This is a genomic window from Vibrio nigripulchritudo (genome assembly GCF_027924785.1).
Lineage (GTDB): Bacteria > Pseudomonadota > Gammaproteobacteria > Enterobacterales > Vibrionaceae > Vibrio > Vibrio nigripulchritudo.
Genome location: NZ_AP027050.1, coordinates 593,936 through 608,761, shown reverse-complemented (window position 1 = coordinate 608,761; position 14,826 = coordinate 593,936). Strand labels below are relative to the sequence as shown.

Below are 14,826 nucleotides of genomic sequence, written 5' to 3'. Positions count from 1 at the left end.
AGCCAGCCAAAAGCTGCTTGGAACTAAAGATACCAATCTGATTGCGCTGATTCAGACGCAATTAAAATCCGAAACAGACGAGGAAATAAAAGGCAACCTGGCTCTTGCCTTAAATCTTTTCAGAGCCGCCTCAGAAAAGGGCGACGTTCAGCTTGAAGCGATAAAAAACATCTCTGGCTCTAAAGCGCCACAGGTATTCCAAACGCTGAACCAGATATTAGAAACCAGTGATGATTCAGCCGTTATCGCTGCCGCCAATAAAGCACTGGCAAAATATCAGCAAAGCCAGCGCCTGTATTCGGGTATTGAAACCGTATTCTTCGGTTTGAGTCTGGGTTCGGTGTTAGTGCTGGCAGGGATCGGCTTAGCCATTACGTTTGGTGTGATGGGCGTGATCAATATGGCGCACGGTGAACTCATCATGATTGGAGCATACACCACCTATGTGATTCAGCAGGTTTTGCCCTCCTACCCCGGTGTGGCGTTGATTCTCTCCATTCCTGCGGCTTTTATCATATCTGGGTTAGTTGGCATCGGGATCGAGCGCAGTGTGATTCGTCATTTGTACGGACGACCGCTGGAAACACTTCTTGCAACCTTTGGTATCAGCTTGATCTTACAACAGGCGGTTCGATCTATTTTCTCGCCTCTTAACCGCTCGGTAACCACGCCAGAATTTCTTTCAGGCTCGTTAGAAATTAATCCGATGTTGGCACTGACATACAACCGCCTTTACATAATTTTGTTTTGTATTGCCGCTTTCGCTGCACTCATGCTGATCCTTAAAAAGACCCCTCTTGGGTTACAGGTCCGCGCGGTTTCCCAAAACCGTTCTATGGCGCGTGCCATGGGTATTCGATCAGAACGAGTCGATATCATGACCTTTGGCTTAGGGTCCGGTGTGGCAGGAATAGCAGGTGTCGCACTTTCACAGCTCACCAACGTAGGACCCAACATGGGGCAAGCCTACATCATCGACTCATTTATGGTGGTGGTATTCGGCGGCGTCGGGAACCTTTGGGGAACGCTCGTGGCAGGTTTAAGCCTGGGGCTGTTCAACAAGATACTGGAGCCGTGGGCAGGTGCCGTATTAGCCAAAATTGTGGTGCTGGTCTTTATTATCCTCTTCATTCAAAAACGACCAAGGGGATTATTCCCTCAACGTGGTCGCGCGGCGGAGGGTTAAGTTATGTCGGCTACTTCAACACTCGCGCCACGCTCCATCATCTTACGTGCGTTACAGAACGACAAAGGTGGAAAAGCCACCTTGGGCATTATCGCGGCACTGCTGATACTGGTGCCAATAGGCAATCTTCTGATGCCTGCTGGTCATCCGCTGCACATTGAAACTTTTACCGTTTCGCTTATGGGGAAATACCTGAGTTATGCCCTGCTCGCTCTGTCTGTCGATTTGGTCTGGGGTTATCTCGGAATCCTCAGTCTGGGGCATGGGGCATTTTTCGCGCTGGGTGGCTACGCCATGGGCATGTATCTGATGCGTCAAATTGGCGACCGAGGCGTGTACGGCGACCCGATTCTTGCCGACTTTATGGTGTTCCTCAACTGGCAGGAACTGCCCTGGTTCTGGCTCGGTTTTGATCAGTTCTGGTTTGCAGCTCTGATGGTCTTTTTCGTGCCGGGTGTACTGGCATTTGTTTTCGGCTATCTTGCCTTTCGCTCCCGCGTGTCTGGTGTCTATCTGTCCATTATGACTCAGGCGCTGACCTACGCGCTGATGCTGGCATTCTTTCGAAATGAAATGGGCTTTGGAGGCAACAACGGGCTCACCGACTTTAAAGACATCCTTGGCTTCAGCCTGCAAAGCGATGCGACAAAACTGGCACTGTTCCTTTGCACTGGTGTGGCGTTAATCGTCTGCTACCTGCTTTGCCGAACCATTATGGAAAGCCGATTGGGGCGCGTTTCATTAGCTATTCGTGATTCTGAATCGCGAACCCGATTTATGGGGTACGACGTCGATAACATCAAACTCGGGATCTTTGTTCTCTCCGCCATGATCGCAGGTCTGGCTGGCGCTTTGTATGTCCCGCAGGTGGGCATCATCAACCCCGGTGAGTTTGCTCCGCTCAACTCCATTGAAATCGTCATCTGGGTCGCCCTTGGGGGTCGCGCCACTTTGTATGGGGCGGTCGTGGGTGCGATTTTGGTCAACTACGCCAAAAGCTGGTTCACCGTCGAGTTTCCAGAGATCTGGTTGTTTGCACTCGGTGGTTTGTTTGTGCTCTCCACATTGTACTTACCCAAAGGTGTTGTGGGCTTGTTCTCGAACTTCCCTAAATGGAAACGAAACCTTCCAGACAGTAAGGAGCACTCATAATGCTGACCTCAGAACTAGTCAAACGTGATCAGGTATTCAGCTTTATGAGGCCGAATATTCACCCACTGATCGATACCACTCACAACATCTTGTTGTATCTCGAAGGCGTAAACAAAAGCTTTGACGGATTCAAAGCCATCAACGACCTAAACCTGTACATCAAGGAGGGTGAACTGCGCTGCATCATCGGTCCAAACGGTGCAGGGAAGACCACCATGATGGACATCATCACAGGCAAAACCCAACCCGATACCGGGCAAGTCTGGCTGGGTTCTAACCTGAACCTGCTCAAGATGACCGAAGCGCAAATCGCCAACGCGGGGATTGGTCGCAAGTTCCAGAAGCCAACCGTAATTGAATGCTTAACCGTTTGGCAAAACCTTGAGCTCGCCATGTCTGGCGTTCGAAATCTTTGGAATACCTTTATCGCCAAGCTCTCTGGTGAGCAACAAAGCAAGCTGGAATCTGTGCTTGAGCTGATTCACCTGCATGATCAGGCACATCTCGCGTCAGGGAATTTATCTCATGGTCAGAAACAGTGGCTAGAGATTGGAATGCTGCTGATGCAAAGCCCCAAGCTCTTACTGGTCGACGAACCGGTTGCAGGGATGACCCATCAGGAAATGGATCGCACTGCTGAATTACTCAATGGCTTGGCGGGCAAACATTCCGTGGTGGTAGTTGAACACGATATGGATTTCGTCCGCTCCATCGCTTCACACGTCACCGTGCTTCACCAAGGTCACGTGCTGGCAGAAGGCTCGATGGATAAGGTGCAGTCCGATCCCGTGGTGAAACAAGTCTATCTGGGGGAATCCTAATGTTAGAAGTCAAAAACATCGACCAGTACTACGGGGAAAGCCACACCTTGTGGGACTTGTCGCTCTCTATTCCCAAGGGGCAATGCACGGTGTTGATGGGTCGAAATGGCGTAGGAAAAAGTACCTTACTCGAATGCATTATGGGTTTAACGCCCATTCGCAACGGGAACATTGTGCTTAATAGCCAAAATATTGAATCCCGTCCTGCCGAAGACAGACCAAGACTGGGCGTGGGTTATGTTCCTCAGGGGCGACAAATTTTCCCTATGCTCACGGTGGAAGAAAACCTGTCCGTCGGATTGCCAATTCGCGACAAAGCCGACAGAAAGATTCCGGATTTCATCTACGAAATTTTCCCTGTTCTGGAAGAAATGAAGCATCGCCGTGGCGGTGATTTATCCGGTGGGCAGCAACAACAACTCGCTATAGGGCGCGCTTTAGTGGTGAACCCGGATCTTCTGATTCTGGATGAGCCAACGGAAGGCATCCAACCGAATATTGTTCAGGAAATTGGTGACATCATCAAAATGCTGAACCAGAAGCTTGGGCTGACGGTGTTGCTGGTTGAGCAAAAGCTGCCCTTTGCCAGAAAGGTGGGAGACCGATTTACCTTGCTGGATCGCGGGCGAATTGTCGCGTCCGGGCAGATGGATGAACTCAACGACCATTTGATTGCGGAGTATCTGACAGTATGACCGCTGCACGAGATCTGGCTTCTTCTATTGAAACCAACCAAATCGAAACCAATAAGCAGTCTGGCTGGAAAGCCAGACTCAATCTGGAATTCAGCAATCCGAACGGTTCAGCACAAGGTGGCAGAACGGTATTGAGCAAACGTGAGCAACGTGGTCCGCTCGCCGTTCAACGCCCGCTCTACCCCGAAGGCGGAATCTGTCATACCTACCTTCTGCATCCACCGGGTGGTGTGGTCGGTGGCGACAGTCTGTATATCTCCACTCAATCTCAAACAGGCGCTCACGCACTGGTGACTACCCCCGGCGCTACTAAGTTTTATCTGTCTGATGATCGTCTTGCAAAGCAAACTCTCAACCTACAGGTCGAGAGTGGCGCTACGCTGGAATGGTTTCCACTGGAGAACATCTATTTCTCTGGTGCCATCGCTCACCTTGAAACGCAAATCAACCTCGCGAACGATGCCCGATTTATGGGCTGGGAAATGCACTCTTTTGGTCGCCCTGCACTGAATGAGGGATTCCTTAAGGGAAAAATCAGTGGTCGGACTCAAATACGGGTAGACGATTCCCCCCTCCTGATTGAAGGGCTGAACCTCAGTGGTATGGATAAGCGCTTTTTTAACAGTGGGTTACAGCAATGCCCCACAATGGGATCGTTATACGTTTTCGGTGCATCACCAAACGCACTGGAGTTGGTACAGGGTTTGCTCCATCAGTTTGAAAAAGACCACAGCTCAGAATCCGACCCCATCACCATTGCTGTCACAGTCGTGGATGGTTTGATGGTGATTCGTGCCATCAGCAAGTGGACAGAATCCATGATGGACGCGTTCACTCAGGTGCGCACCGTGATTCGCGAGCAATGGGGGTTAAAAAATAACGCACCAAGGATTTGGGCGACATAGACATTTTCGCGCTTGCTAATTTGTGGGAAAAGGAAGAAGGGAAAAGAATGGAACTCACACCCAGAGAAAAAGACAAGCTCCTGATTTTTTGCGCTGGCATGCTCGCCAAACAGCGTAAAGAGAAGGGGCTAAAACTGAATTACCCCGAGTCGGTTGCGTACATCAGTAGCGCCATTTTAGAAGGGGCAAGAGAAGGGAGAACCGTTTCTGAACTGATGGATTTTGGGCGAACTTTGCTCACCTCCGACGAGGTGATGGAAGGCGTGCCTTCGATGATCCCAGACGTTCAAGTGGAAGCCACCTTCCCCGACGGCACCAAGCTGGTCACCGTGCATGAACCCATCACTCAAGGGACAGCGTCCAGTCAGGACATCACACCTGGAGAACTTCAAGCCCCAGAGGGGGATTTAGCCATCAACGCCGACCGAAACACCCTGTCGGTAAAGGTGCAAAATCATGGCGACAGACCGATTCAGGTCGGTTCGCATTATCACTTTTATGAAGTGAATGACGCGCTCCTGTTTGATCGCGAATCCACCAAAGGCTTTCGTCTCAATATCCCCGCGGGTACTGCAACACGATTCGAGCCGGGTCAGTCTCGCACGGTTGAGCTGGTTGAGTATTCCGGCGACAAAACCATCTATGGCTTTCAAGGGAAAGTCATGGGTCCCGTTTAAGTGATTCAACTAACAAGGATGTTCTGATGGCAAGTATTTCAAGACAAGCCAACGCAGAAATGTTTGGCCCTACGGTTGGCGACAGGCTCAGACTCGCCGACACGGATTTGTGGCTTTCAGTAGAAAAAGACTTCACCCAATATGGGGATGAAGTGAAGTTCGGCGGCGGTAAAGTTATTCGCGATGGCATGGGGCAAAGCCAGAGACCTTCATCTGAAACCCCTGATCTGGTGATCACCAACGCGGTCGTCCTCGATTACTGGGGAATAGTGAAAGCCGATGTTGGGGTCAAAGACGGTCGCATCTGCGCCATAGGCAAAGCGGGCAACCCCGATGTTCAGCCTAATGTGGACATCATTATTGGTCCCGGAACGGAGGTGATCGCAGGAGAAGGCTCCATACTAACCGCAGGTGGCATCGATTCCCACATCCACTTTATCTGCCCACAGCAAATCGAAGAAGCCTTGGCGTCTGGAGTGACTACCATGATTGGTGGTGGCACTGGACCCGCAACAGGCACTAACGCGACAACCTGCACGCCCGGCCCATGGAACATGCATCGCATGCTGCAAGCGTTAGACCCTTTTCCGATGAACTTTGGACTGCTCGGTAAAGGCAACGCCAGTCAACCAGAAGGGCTGCGCGAGCAAGTGGCAGCAGGTGCAGTGGGATTAAAACTCCACGAAGACTGGGGTACTACGCCTGCTTCTATTGATACCTGCCTGACGGTAGCAGAAGAGATGGATGTGCAGGTCGCGATTCATACCGACACACTCAACGAATCCGGCTTTGTGGAAGCCACACTCAACGCAATTGGTGACAGAGTGATCCACACCTACCACACCGAAGGTGCTGGAGGTGGTCACGCCCCTGATATTATCCGGGCGTGTGGGGAAGCCAACATTCTGCCCTCTTCCACCAACCCGACTCGACCTTACACCGTCAACACGGTGGATGAACATTTAGACATGTTGATGGTTTGCCATCATCTTTCTCCCTCTATCGCAGAAGATGTGGCGTTCGCTGAATCGCGAATCCGCCGAGAAACCATTGCTGCAGAAGACATCCTGCATGATCTTGGCGCGTTCTCGATGATCGCGTCCGATTCTCAGGCCATGGGTCGCGTTGGCGAAGTGATTACCCGCACCTGGCAAACCGCGCATAAAATGAAAGTGCAGCGCGGCACGTTGGACGAAGATACTGAGCACAGCGACAATTTTCGGCTCAAGCGCTACATCGCCAAATACACCATTAACCCGGCCATCACCCACGGGATGAGTCATGAGATTGGCTCGGTGGAAGTCGGGAAACTCGCGGATCTGGTGCTCTGGAAACCACAATTCTTTGGCATCAAACCCAGTTTGATCATCAAAGGCGGCATGATCGCCATGGCACCGATGGGCGATCCGAATGCTTCCATCCCTACTCCGCAACCGGTGCATTATCGCTCCATGTTTGGCAGCTATGGGAAAGCAGCGAGCAGCACATCCATGCTGTTTGTTTCGCAGCAAGCAGCGGACGATGGTGTCTCTGAAAACATAGGTTTAACCAGCCAAATTGGCATTGCAAAAGCCTGCCGTTCCATTCGCAAAGCCGACATGAAGCTCAACGACTGGCAGCCAACGATAGAAGTGGATTCCCAAACCTATCAGGTGCGTGCCAACGGACAATTGTTGACTTGTGAACCTGCCAGTGTGCTGCCAATGGCGCAGCGTTACTTTTTATTCTGACAAGGAGCTTTGTTTTGATTGAACTGACTCAATTCAATGACCGCCATTCTGACTCACCAGACGGCTATCTGAGCCTGACCATAGAGAAACGCATCAAAAGCCGCCAGAAAGTACAACTGGATGACGGCTCCGAAGCTGGCTTGTTTGTACCACGTGGATACACGCTACGCGATGGCATGCAACTAAAAAGTGAATGCGGAAAAGTGGTGGAAATCAAAGCGGCGCCTGAACCCGTTTCCACAATTTACTGTGAAGATGCCTTGCTGCTTGCTCGCATGGCGTATCACTTAGGCAACCGACATGTGCCACTTCAGGTCACTGCAGACTGGCTGCGCTACCAGCACGATCATGTACTGGATGACATGGTTGAAGGTTTGGGGGGAACCGTAACCTCTGAATTTGCGCCTTTCGAGCCTGAAGATGGGGCTTATGGCGGTACATCGGGTGGTCATCACCATCATCACTAGATCAATAAAAGGACTTATTCTTATGAAACGTATTTTTCTCGCTGCCATAACCCTGTCGGTCTCTCAGGGCGCTTTTGCACACGTACTGCATGAACCTTCGATCTCGTTAAGTTCAGCGTTCTTCAGCGGACTGACGCACCCTGTTTTCGGGCTGGATCATTTGCTTATGCTTGCCGCTATCGGGCTGCTTATTGCTAAGCAATCCTCACCCGGTACTCAGCTCAAACTGATGGTGTTTGCCGTTTTAAGTCTGGGATTGGGTTTAGCGTTAGGTACTGCGATGGGTGGGTTTGCTGGCATGGAGATCGCAATTGCCGCCTCTTTGCTTCTGTCGGGGTTCGCGCTTTGCTCTCCCATTCACCGTGACTCATTTTGGTCGAGTGCTGCTATTGCAGTTGGCTTGTGCCTGTTGTCTGTACACGGTTACGCCCACGGTGTTGAAGCCGTCGGTAATGTCTTCGCCTTTAGTCTGGGCATGATGGTCAGCGCGGCTTTGATTGTTACCGCATTCAGCAAAGTCGGCAGCACCGTATTCTCTCATTGGGCGGCGTGGGGCATTGCCGCAAGCAGCTTACTGGTTGCCCTGAATTAGAGACGTTTTATGCAGACAGGTTTCAACCAAAGCGTTGCCCCCTATCGGCTGTTTCAGCTTATCAGCCCTTCCCTTCCCATTGGCGGATTCACTTATTCGCAAGGGGTGGAATGGGCGGTAGAAGCAGGCTGGATTAGTGACAAAACAACCTTTATCAACTGGCTGGCAACGGTTCTGAATTATTCAATGAAGACACTGGAACTGCCGATCATGAGACGCTTATATAGCGCAATCGGAAATGGGCAAACTGAACAAGTCGGATACTGGAACGCCTACTTGTATGCGTGCCGAGAAACCAGCGAATTGCGCGCGGAAGAAAAGCAACGTGGGCATGCTCTATTCACACTGTTAACCAAGCTGAATGTGGCTGCGTCGATGCCAGAAACTCACCCTAATCAGCTTCATGGATTTTGCCTCGCTGCTCACCACTGGGGTATTAGCGAAGAGGCACTGTTGCAAGGATACCTCTGGAGCTGGGCTGAAAACATCGTGATGGCGGGTGTTAAGCTGATTCCGCTCGGCCAGACAGACGGTCAGGAAACGCTACTGGAAATTTCGTCGCTTTTCCCCGATGCCATAAAACGTTCAGAGGTCATTGCAGATGATGAAGTCTGCGCCTTTACGCCATCGCTCGCCATAGCCAGTGCCAAACATGAAACCCAATACACCCGGCTATTTCGCTCCTAGCTATTTCACTTCTAGCTATTTCGCATCTAATAGTTCGCAAAAGAAACAGGATGAATCATCATGGAAAGTTACAAACAGCCTTTAAGGATCGGAATCGGTGGTCCAGTCGGTTCTGGTAAAACAGCACTGCTCGAAGTGCTTTGCAAAACCATCCGAGACAAACTCAATATCGCCGTCGTCACTAACGATATTTATACTCAGGAAGACGCAAGAATTTTGACCGAAACCGAAGCGCTGGCTCCTGACCGGATCATTGGTGTCGAAACGGGCGGATGCCCACACACCGCTATCCGAGAAGACGCCTCCATGAATTTAGCGGCCGTTGATGAACTTGCCAAACGCCACCAAAACCTGGATGTGGTATTTGTGGAAAGCGGCGGCGATAACCTGAGTGCAACGTTCAGCCCTGAGCTAGCAGATCTGACCATCTATGTTATTGATGTCGCCGAAGGTGAAAAAATCCCACGCAAAGGAGGACCTGGTATTACTCGCTCCGATTTACTGGTGATCAACAAAATCGATCTCGCTCCCCATGTTGGGGCTTCACTGGAAGTGATGGACAGAGACACGGCTCGAATGCGCCCGACCAAACCTTATGTATTTACTAATCTAAAGAAGGGAGTCGGCTTAGATACCATTATCGATTTCATTATCACTGAGGGTATGCTCAATACTCATTAGCTCTTTCGGCTCTTGCTACTCTTACGAGAGCCACCCCAACCTTCTCAAAAGTGAATAGGGTCGCCACCTTTAAAATATTTGAGCCGTTTGTATAACCTCCATTCGTCTACTAAATTTTAGGGATAAGGATAAATCTCGGATTGGTTCGTTTTGAACCTTTGGGAATTGAGGGACGATATGCCGCTAAAAGCCACGGATTCCGTAGACAGCTCAATGAGCTTTTCTCTCCTGTCCAGTATTTTTCATAGTATCCCCATCATGGTTGCCGTTTTGGATAACGATTTGCGCTATATCGTTGTCAGCCAGCAATATCTCGACTTTATCCGCTCCACAAGCGACAAAGTACTCAACAAAACAGTCAAAGAAGCATTGCCCCCTCCTGTTTATGCCAACGCAGCGCCACTTCTTGAGCGGGCGTTAGCTGGGGAATCTATTAGCTTTGAAATCGAGCTTCCTACAGAAACCGAAAACAAACGCTTTATCAGTATTCAATACCAGCCAAGACTAAATGCAGAAGGTGAACAGGTCGGCGTATTGATGAGCGGCATCGAAATCACCTCCCTTAAGAAATCAGAAGAAGAAAAAAGACGCGTTCAGCATTATCTGAATACTACCTTCAACTCCATCGGGCACGGTATCGCAATTGTAAACGACGACAAAGAAATGGTTTCCAGCAATCCGCCGTTCGAGAGAATTGTTGGTGAAAGGTTCAGTGAGATCGATACTCTGTTGCAAGACCACCCGTTTGGGATGATTGACTGCCTGTGCGATTTGGGCTGGCGTCGATGCCCAGAATTCAGTCAGTTTGTGTCTGGCAGTGCCTCTTCTGAAGTGTTTGAACCCCATTCCTTGCTGGTTAAAAACAATATTTTTATTGGCTACAAAGAGCTGGAGCTCGAAGGCGGTGGTCGCTGCTATGTGTTCACAGACGTGACCGAGCAGATTAAAGACAAACAAAATCTGACGCAGCAAATGCAGTACAACGCGACCATTGTCGATAATTCACCAAACTTGCTTTGCATGATCGACAGGCTGGAATTCACTATTTTGATGGTGAATGCTCAGGCGCTGGATCGCATAGGCAAAACAGAAGACGAGGTTATCAACCAGTACTGGTTCCGAGTGTTTGCTTATGGGTTCTGGAATCTGGAAGAAGAGAACCAGATGATCGTCAATCTACCGAGCGATCAAGTGGTGGTGTCCACCAAAGACCGTAATGGCGAACCCATGACCATTCAGTGGCGCTTCGTTGAACTGGATGATCAATCGAATCGGGTACTCTGTTTCGGTGACGACGTCACACAGCTAAGCCAAGCACAACAGCAACTGGAAACGCTAAACCACAGTTTGGAAGAAAAAGTACGTGAGCGAACTCAGTCTTTGGAAACCGCAAATGAAGAACTGCAATTCACGCTGAAAAAGCTGCAGGAAGCACAGCAAAGTTTGGTGGAAGCAGAGAAAATGGCGTCATTAGGTGGATTGGTGGGTGGTGTTGCCCATGAAATCAATACGCCTCTTGGAATCAGTGTTACCGCCACCAGCTTTTTGGAGGAAAACGTTGACGCTCTGAGCAAAGGATTTGAAACAGGTAACCTCTCTAAAGCTTTGTTCTCCAAAACATTAACGTCTCTCAAGCAGTCGACTGAAATATTAGTGACCAACCTGCAAAGGGCTGAGAAACTGGTGTGCAGCTTCAAAGAAGTAGCAGTGGACCAAACCAGCCAGACCGCTTACCAATTTAATATGCGGGAAATCATCGACAAACTGCTCTTATCACTGTCACATGAAATTCGTGTTGCCAAAGTTACCATCAATCTGGAATGTGCCAGCAACATCGAACTGGAAAGCTATCCTAGCTCGTATATTCAGATTTTTACCAACCTAATCACCAACAGCATCCGACATGGATTTGATCAGTGGGATGGCGAACGCAACATCTACATAGACATTCAAACTGATATGGACAACCTGTACATTGTGTATCGGGATACGGGTAAAGGGGTCCATGAATCAGTACGCGAGAAAATCTTTGAGCCCTTTGTTACCACCAAGCGAGGTGGAGGCGGCAGCGGCTTAGGTGCCAACATCATCTACAATATGGTGGTTCAGTTGCTGAAAGGGAATGTCCAGTGTGTTGCCGAAGAAAACCAAGGCGCGTGTTTTAAGATTCAGGTTCCGCTTGTTCTGAATATTGAAGAGCAAGACGGCATGGCAAACGCAGGATAGTATCCGATTTTATCTCCTATCAAAGCGCGGACATTCCCGCGCTTTTTGTTTGGAGCCATCCTAAAATAATTTTAGCTTTTAGTTTGGAACTGCTCATGATGTATCACAGATTCCAGACTGCTTCTGGGTAACCACCCTGCGGTCTCGAGCTCTGGTTTGTCTTTGAATTTCTCCACAAAACCAATGCACAGGTAAGCGATGATCGCCTTGCTCTCGGGTATGTTAAGCGTCTCTCGCAAAGCCTGATCATTGAGTATGCTCACCCAACCCACTCCTAGGTTTTCTGCACGAGCGGCCAGCCACAAATTCTGGACTGCACACACAGTACTATAGAGATCCATCTCTGGCTTGACTGTCCGACCAATCACCACAGGGCCGTTGCGCTCCCGGTCACAAGTCACACAGATCCCCATTGGCGCTTCTTCAATACCCTCCAGTTTGAACGTCCGATACTGTTCTTGTTTCTCTTCTTTAAACAACTCGGCTGAATAGGCATTCGCTTCTTCGAAGTCTCGCTTAATTGCTGCTCGCGTCTCAGCACTTTTTACCAGAATGAAATCCCATGGCTGAGAGAAACCCACGCTCGGCGCATGATGTGCAGCAGTCAGCACTCGCATCAATGTCTCTTCTGGGATAGGGTCTGGTTTGAAATCTCTTCGAACGTCCCGGCGGCAAAAAATCGTTTTGTAAACGGCTTCCCGTTCTTCTTTATTAATATTCATCGGTAATCACCTGTTTTAAGTAAACGCATCAACATCACTCAAAGTGTTTTGTGCAAATACATACTAGCGAGAATACAAAAATGCTTCTGTGTTCATTGCACCATCTTTACTGTGCAACAAGTTAATTGGAGTTTCATCCCCCCAAAAGAAAACGCTTGCGTTTGGCTAACGCCTTGGTTAGGTTAAAAGTTCATCACGAATTGAGATTCTTATGAATACCTTCATCCTATCACTCTGGCTTCTCAAACTTATGCCATTCAGTCGGTAGGATTCTCTATTTCCGGCTGTGAGTGATGCAGCCGGAGTCTAATGCCATTTCTCACAGCCGACGTTCAAAAACAAAGGAAGTGAATAATGAGCGACACAGCGGCAGCAACATCCTCTTCAAACCAGTATCGGCAAGGCGTAATGTTCGCGTTGGCGGGTACCGTTATGTTTTCAATCAAACCAGTTTTCATCAAACTGGCTTACGAATATGGTGGCGATGCCACTTCTATCATGAGTCTTCGTGCCCTTAGCTCACTTCCTCTCTACATCGCAATTCTGTTCTTGCTATGCCGCAGCCAGGAATCGCGTACATCGCTCCGCACATATGGCTGGCAAGCCGCTCTTGTGGGTATCCTCGGTTATTACTTCGCCGCCTTACTGGATATTCTGGCTCTGGAACATATTTCAGCCCAGCTGGAACGCTTGGTGATTTTCCTGTTTCCGTCTTTTGTGGTTGCCATCAGTTGGATATTTATGAAAGAGAAACCCAAACCCAGAACGATAACAGCCATCCTTCTTGGGTACCTTGGTGTGGCTTTCATCGTGTCGCATGACATGCAGCAGCTTGGAGAAAAGGTTTGGTTGGGCAGCCTGATGGCGGCAGGCTCTGCACTTATCTTTGCCGTTTACCTGGTGTTAAGTAAAAGAATCATTGGAAAAATGGGGAGCCAGCTGTTTAACAGTGTCGGCATGGCGAGTGCAGGGTTAGCGATTATGGGGCAGCATGTCTACCAGGGTATTGAGCTCAGTACTTTGTCACCTCAGCTAATCGCTCTTGGGGTTACCTTGGGGGTGTTCTGTACCGTCGTGCCTTCGTATTTTATGGCGGCGGCTATGGCTCGGCTGACACCGTCGGTCTTAAGCATTACCAGTAATATTGGCCCCTCAATCACTGCCTTGTTTGCCATCACCATTCTGAACGAAGCGTTCACTGTGTATCACGCAATTGGCATGATACTGGTGGTTTTCTCTGTCTGGCGAATCAACAGGAAGTAATCGTACCATGAATAATTAGGGTTTCGATCATTCGAATTTTTCGAACAAGACTCTCGAAGTCTTGCTATCTTCTTGAAGGAGTTGTCGCCTTATACTGAGTCCATTAATCACAGTTCATATGAGGTGAGATATGTCCACTAGAGAAATTCGTCAGATCATTCCTTCTCAGGCAACGTCTGATGGAGATGGAGTAAAAATTCGCCGTATCGCCGGTTTCAATAACCAGGCTTTTTCACCATTCCTAATGGTTGATGAACTGAAATCGGATGATAAAAAAGATTATGTGGGTGGGTTTCCTCCTCACCCACATCGCGGCATCGAAACATTAACCTATATGATGGAAGGTCATTTCCAGCATCGAGATCATATGGGCAATGTGGGCGAATTAAGAAGCGGAGGTGCTCAATGGATGGCGGCGGGTCGCGGTGTGATTCACAGCGAAATGCCGATCATGGAAGAGGGCAATCTTCACGGTTTTCAGATTTGGATTAACCAGCCATCCAAAGACAAAATGAAGCCCGCTCAGTACTTCGACTTTCAGCCAGAAATGGTGACAGAACATCCTGTCGGAAGCAGCTTAGTTCGCCTATTGGCGGGGTCGCTAACGGTTGATGGCGAAACGTTAGAAGGTCCACTGAATAAAACTGGTGTACCTGCAACAGTGGCAGACTGGCGAGCACCAGACACAGCAAATGTAACGCTGACCACTCCATCGGAGTTCAACATGATGGTTTATGCCTACAAAGGTAACATCACCGTTGGTGACCGCGACCTCAAGCAAGGTCACATGGCATTGCTCTCTGCTGGAGAAAGCGTAGAGCTGACATCACAGGGCGATTCCGGAGTGCTGATATTCGCGGGTCAGCCCATCAATGAGCCGATTGTTCATTACGGACCGTTTGTAATGAATTCGATGGAAGAAATTGAGCAGACCATACGCGACTATCAGTCAGGTCTGTTTGATACTTACTGAGTCGATTTATCTGAGTGTTGGATAACCAACACTCAGATTTACAGCAGGA

14 protein-coding genes and 1 pseudogene are annotated in these 14,826 nt (G+C 49.4%); 14 read left to right on the top strand and 1 reads right to left on the bottom strand.

What is annotated here, in order from left to right:
• Positions 1-193 precede the first annotated feature (193 nt).
• The 12 genes and pseudogenes from urtB to QMG91_RS21070 all read left to right on the top strand — a co-directional run.
• Positions 194-1,186: pseudogene (urtB, locus tag QMG91_RS29005) on the top strand (urea ABC transporter permease subunit UrtB); the annotation flags it as partial.
• A 3-nt stretch (positions 1,187-1,189) separates the two neighbouring features.
• On the top strand, positions 1,190-2,338 hold the full coding sequence (gene urtC / locus QMG91_RS21120) for an urea ABC transporter permease subunit UrtC (RefSeq protein WP_345739844.1): 1,149 nt from the start codon (positions 1,190-1,192) through the stop codon (positions 2,336-2,338).
• Entirely contained in the window at positions 2,338-3,159 is an 822-nt protein-coding gene (urtD, locus tag QMG91_RS21115; protein WP_281831972.1) for an urea ABC transporter ATP-binding protein UrtD, read from the top strand. The genes urtC and urtD overlap by 1 nt, the downstream gene beginning before the upstream one ends.
• Positions 3,159-3,854, top strand: a complete 696-nt coding sequence (urtE, locus tag QMG91_RS21110) for an urea ABC transporter ATP-binding subunit UrtE (protein ID WP_281831970.1) — start codon at positions 3,159-3,161, stop codon at positions 3,852-3,854. The genes urtD and urtE overlap by 1 nt, the downstream gene beginning before the upstream one ends.
• On the top strand, positions 3,851-4,759 hold the full coding sequence (locus tag QMG91_RS21105) for an urease accessory protein UreD (protein WP_281831968.1): 909 nt from the start codon (positions 3,851-3,853) through the stop codon (positions 4,757-4,759). Before urtE ends, QMG91_RS21105 begins: the two co-directional genes overlap by 4 nt.
• 47 nt (positions 4,760-4,806) lie before the next feature.
• Positions 4,807-5,436 (top strand): urease subunit gamma, encoded by a 630-nt coding sequence (ureA, locus tag QMG91_RS21100; RefSeq protein WP_281831967.1) that lies wholly within the window; start codon positions 4,807-4,809, stop codon positions 5,434-5,436.
• Between the two features lie 26 nt (positions 5,437-5,462).
• On the top strand, positions 5,463-7,166 hold the full coding sequence (gene ureC / locus QMG91_RS21095) for an urease subunit alpha (RefSeq protein ID WP_281831965.1): 1,704 nt from the start codon (positions 5,463-5,465) through the stop codon (positions 7,164-7,166).
• Positions 7,167-7,180: 14 nt separating this feature from the next.
• Positions 7,181-7,633 (top strand): urease accessory protein UreE, encoded by a 453-nt coding sequence (ureE, locus tag QMG91_RS21090; RefSeq protein WP_022598789.1) that lies wholly within the window; start codon positions 7,181-7,183, stop codon positions 7,631-7,633.
• Between the two features lie 22 nt (positions 7,634-7,655).
• Positions 7,656-8,225: a HupE/UreJ family protein gene (locus QMG91_RS21085; protein ID WP_281831963.1), complete on the top strand. Its 570-nt coding sequence runs from the start codon at positions 7,656-7,658 to the stop codon at positions 8,223-8,225.
• Positions 8,226-8,234: 9 nt separating this feature from the next.
• Entirely contained in the window at positions 8,235-8,912 is a 678-nt protein-coding gene (locus QMG91_RS21080) for an urease accessory protein UreF (RefSeq protein ID WP_281831961.1), read from the top strand.
• 60 nt (positions 8,913-8,972) lie between these two features.
• On the top strand, positions 8,973-9,593 hold the full coding sequence (gene ureG / locus QMG91_RS21075) for an urease accessory protein UreG (RefSeq protein WP_281831959.1): 621 nt from the start codon (positions 8,973-8,975) through the stop codon (positions 9,591-9,593).
• Between the two features lie 177 nt (positions 9,594-9,770).
• Positions 9,771-11,819, top strand: a complete 2,049-nt coding sequence (locus tag QMG91_RS21070) for a PAS domain-containing protein (RefSeq protein ID WP_281870342.1) — start codon at positions 9,771-9,773, stop codon at positions 11,817-11,819.
• Positions 11,820-11,890: 71 nt separating this feature from the next.
• Here QMG91_RS21070 and bluB read toward each other — a convergent pair whose 3' ends face one another.
• Positions 11,891-12,541, bottom strand: coding sequence for a 5,6-dimethylbenzimidazole synthase (gene bluB / locus QMG91_RS21065; protein WP_004405030.1), 651 nt, complete (start codon positions 12,539-12,541; stop codon positions 11,891-11,893).
• A 354-nt stretch (positions 12,542-12,895) separates the two neighbouring features.
• Between bluB and QMG91_RS21060 the strand changes: the two genes are divergently transcribed.
• Entirely contained in the window at positions 12,896-13,804 is a 909-nt protein-coding gene (locus QMG91_RS21060) for a DMT family transporter (protein ID WP_281831955.1), read from the top strand.
• A gap of 130 nt (positions 13,805-13,934) precedes the next feature.
• Complete coding sequence (locus QMG91_RS21055) at positions 13,935-14,777, top strand: pirin family protein (RefSeq protein ID WP_022561018.1); 843 nt, start codon at positions 13,935-13,937, stop codon at positions 14,775-14,777.
• Positions 14,778-14,826: the final 49 nt, after the last annotated feature.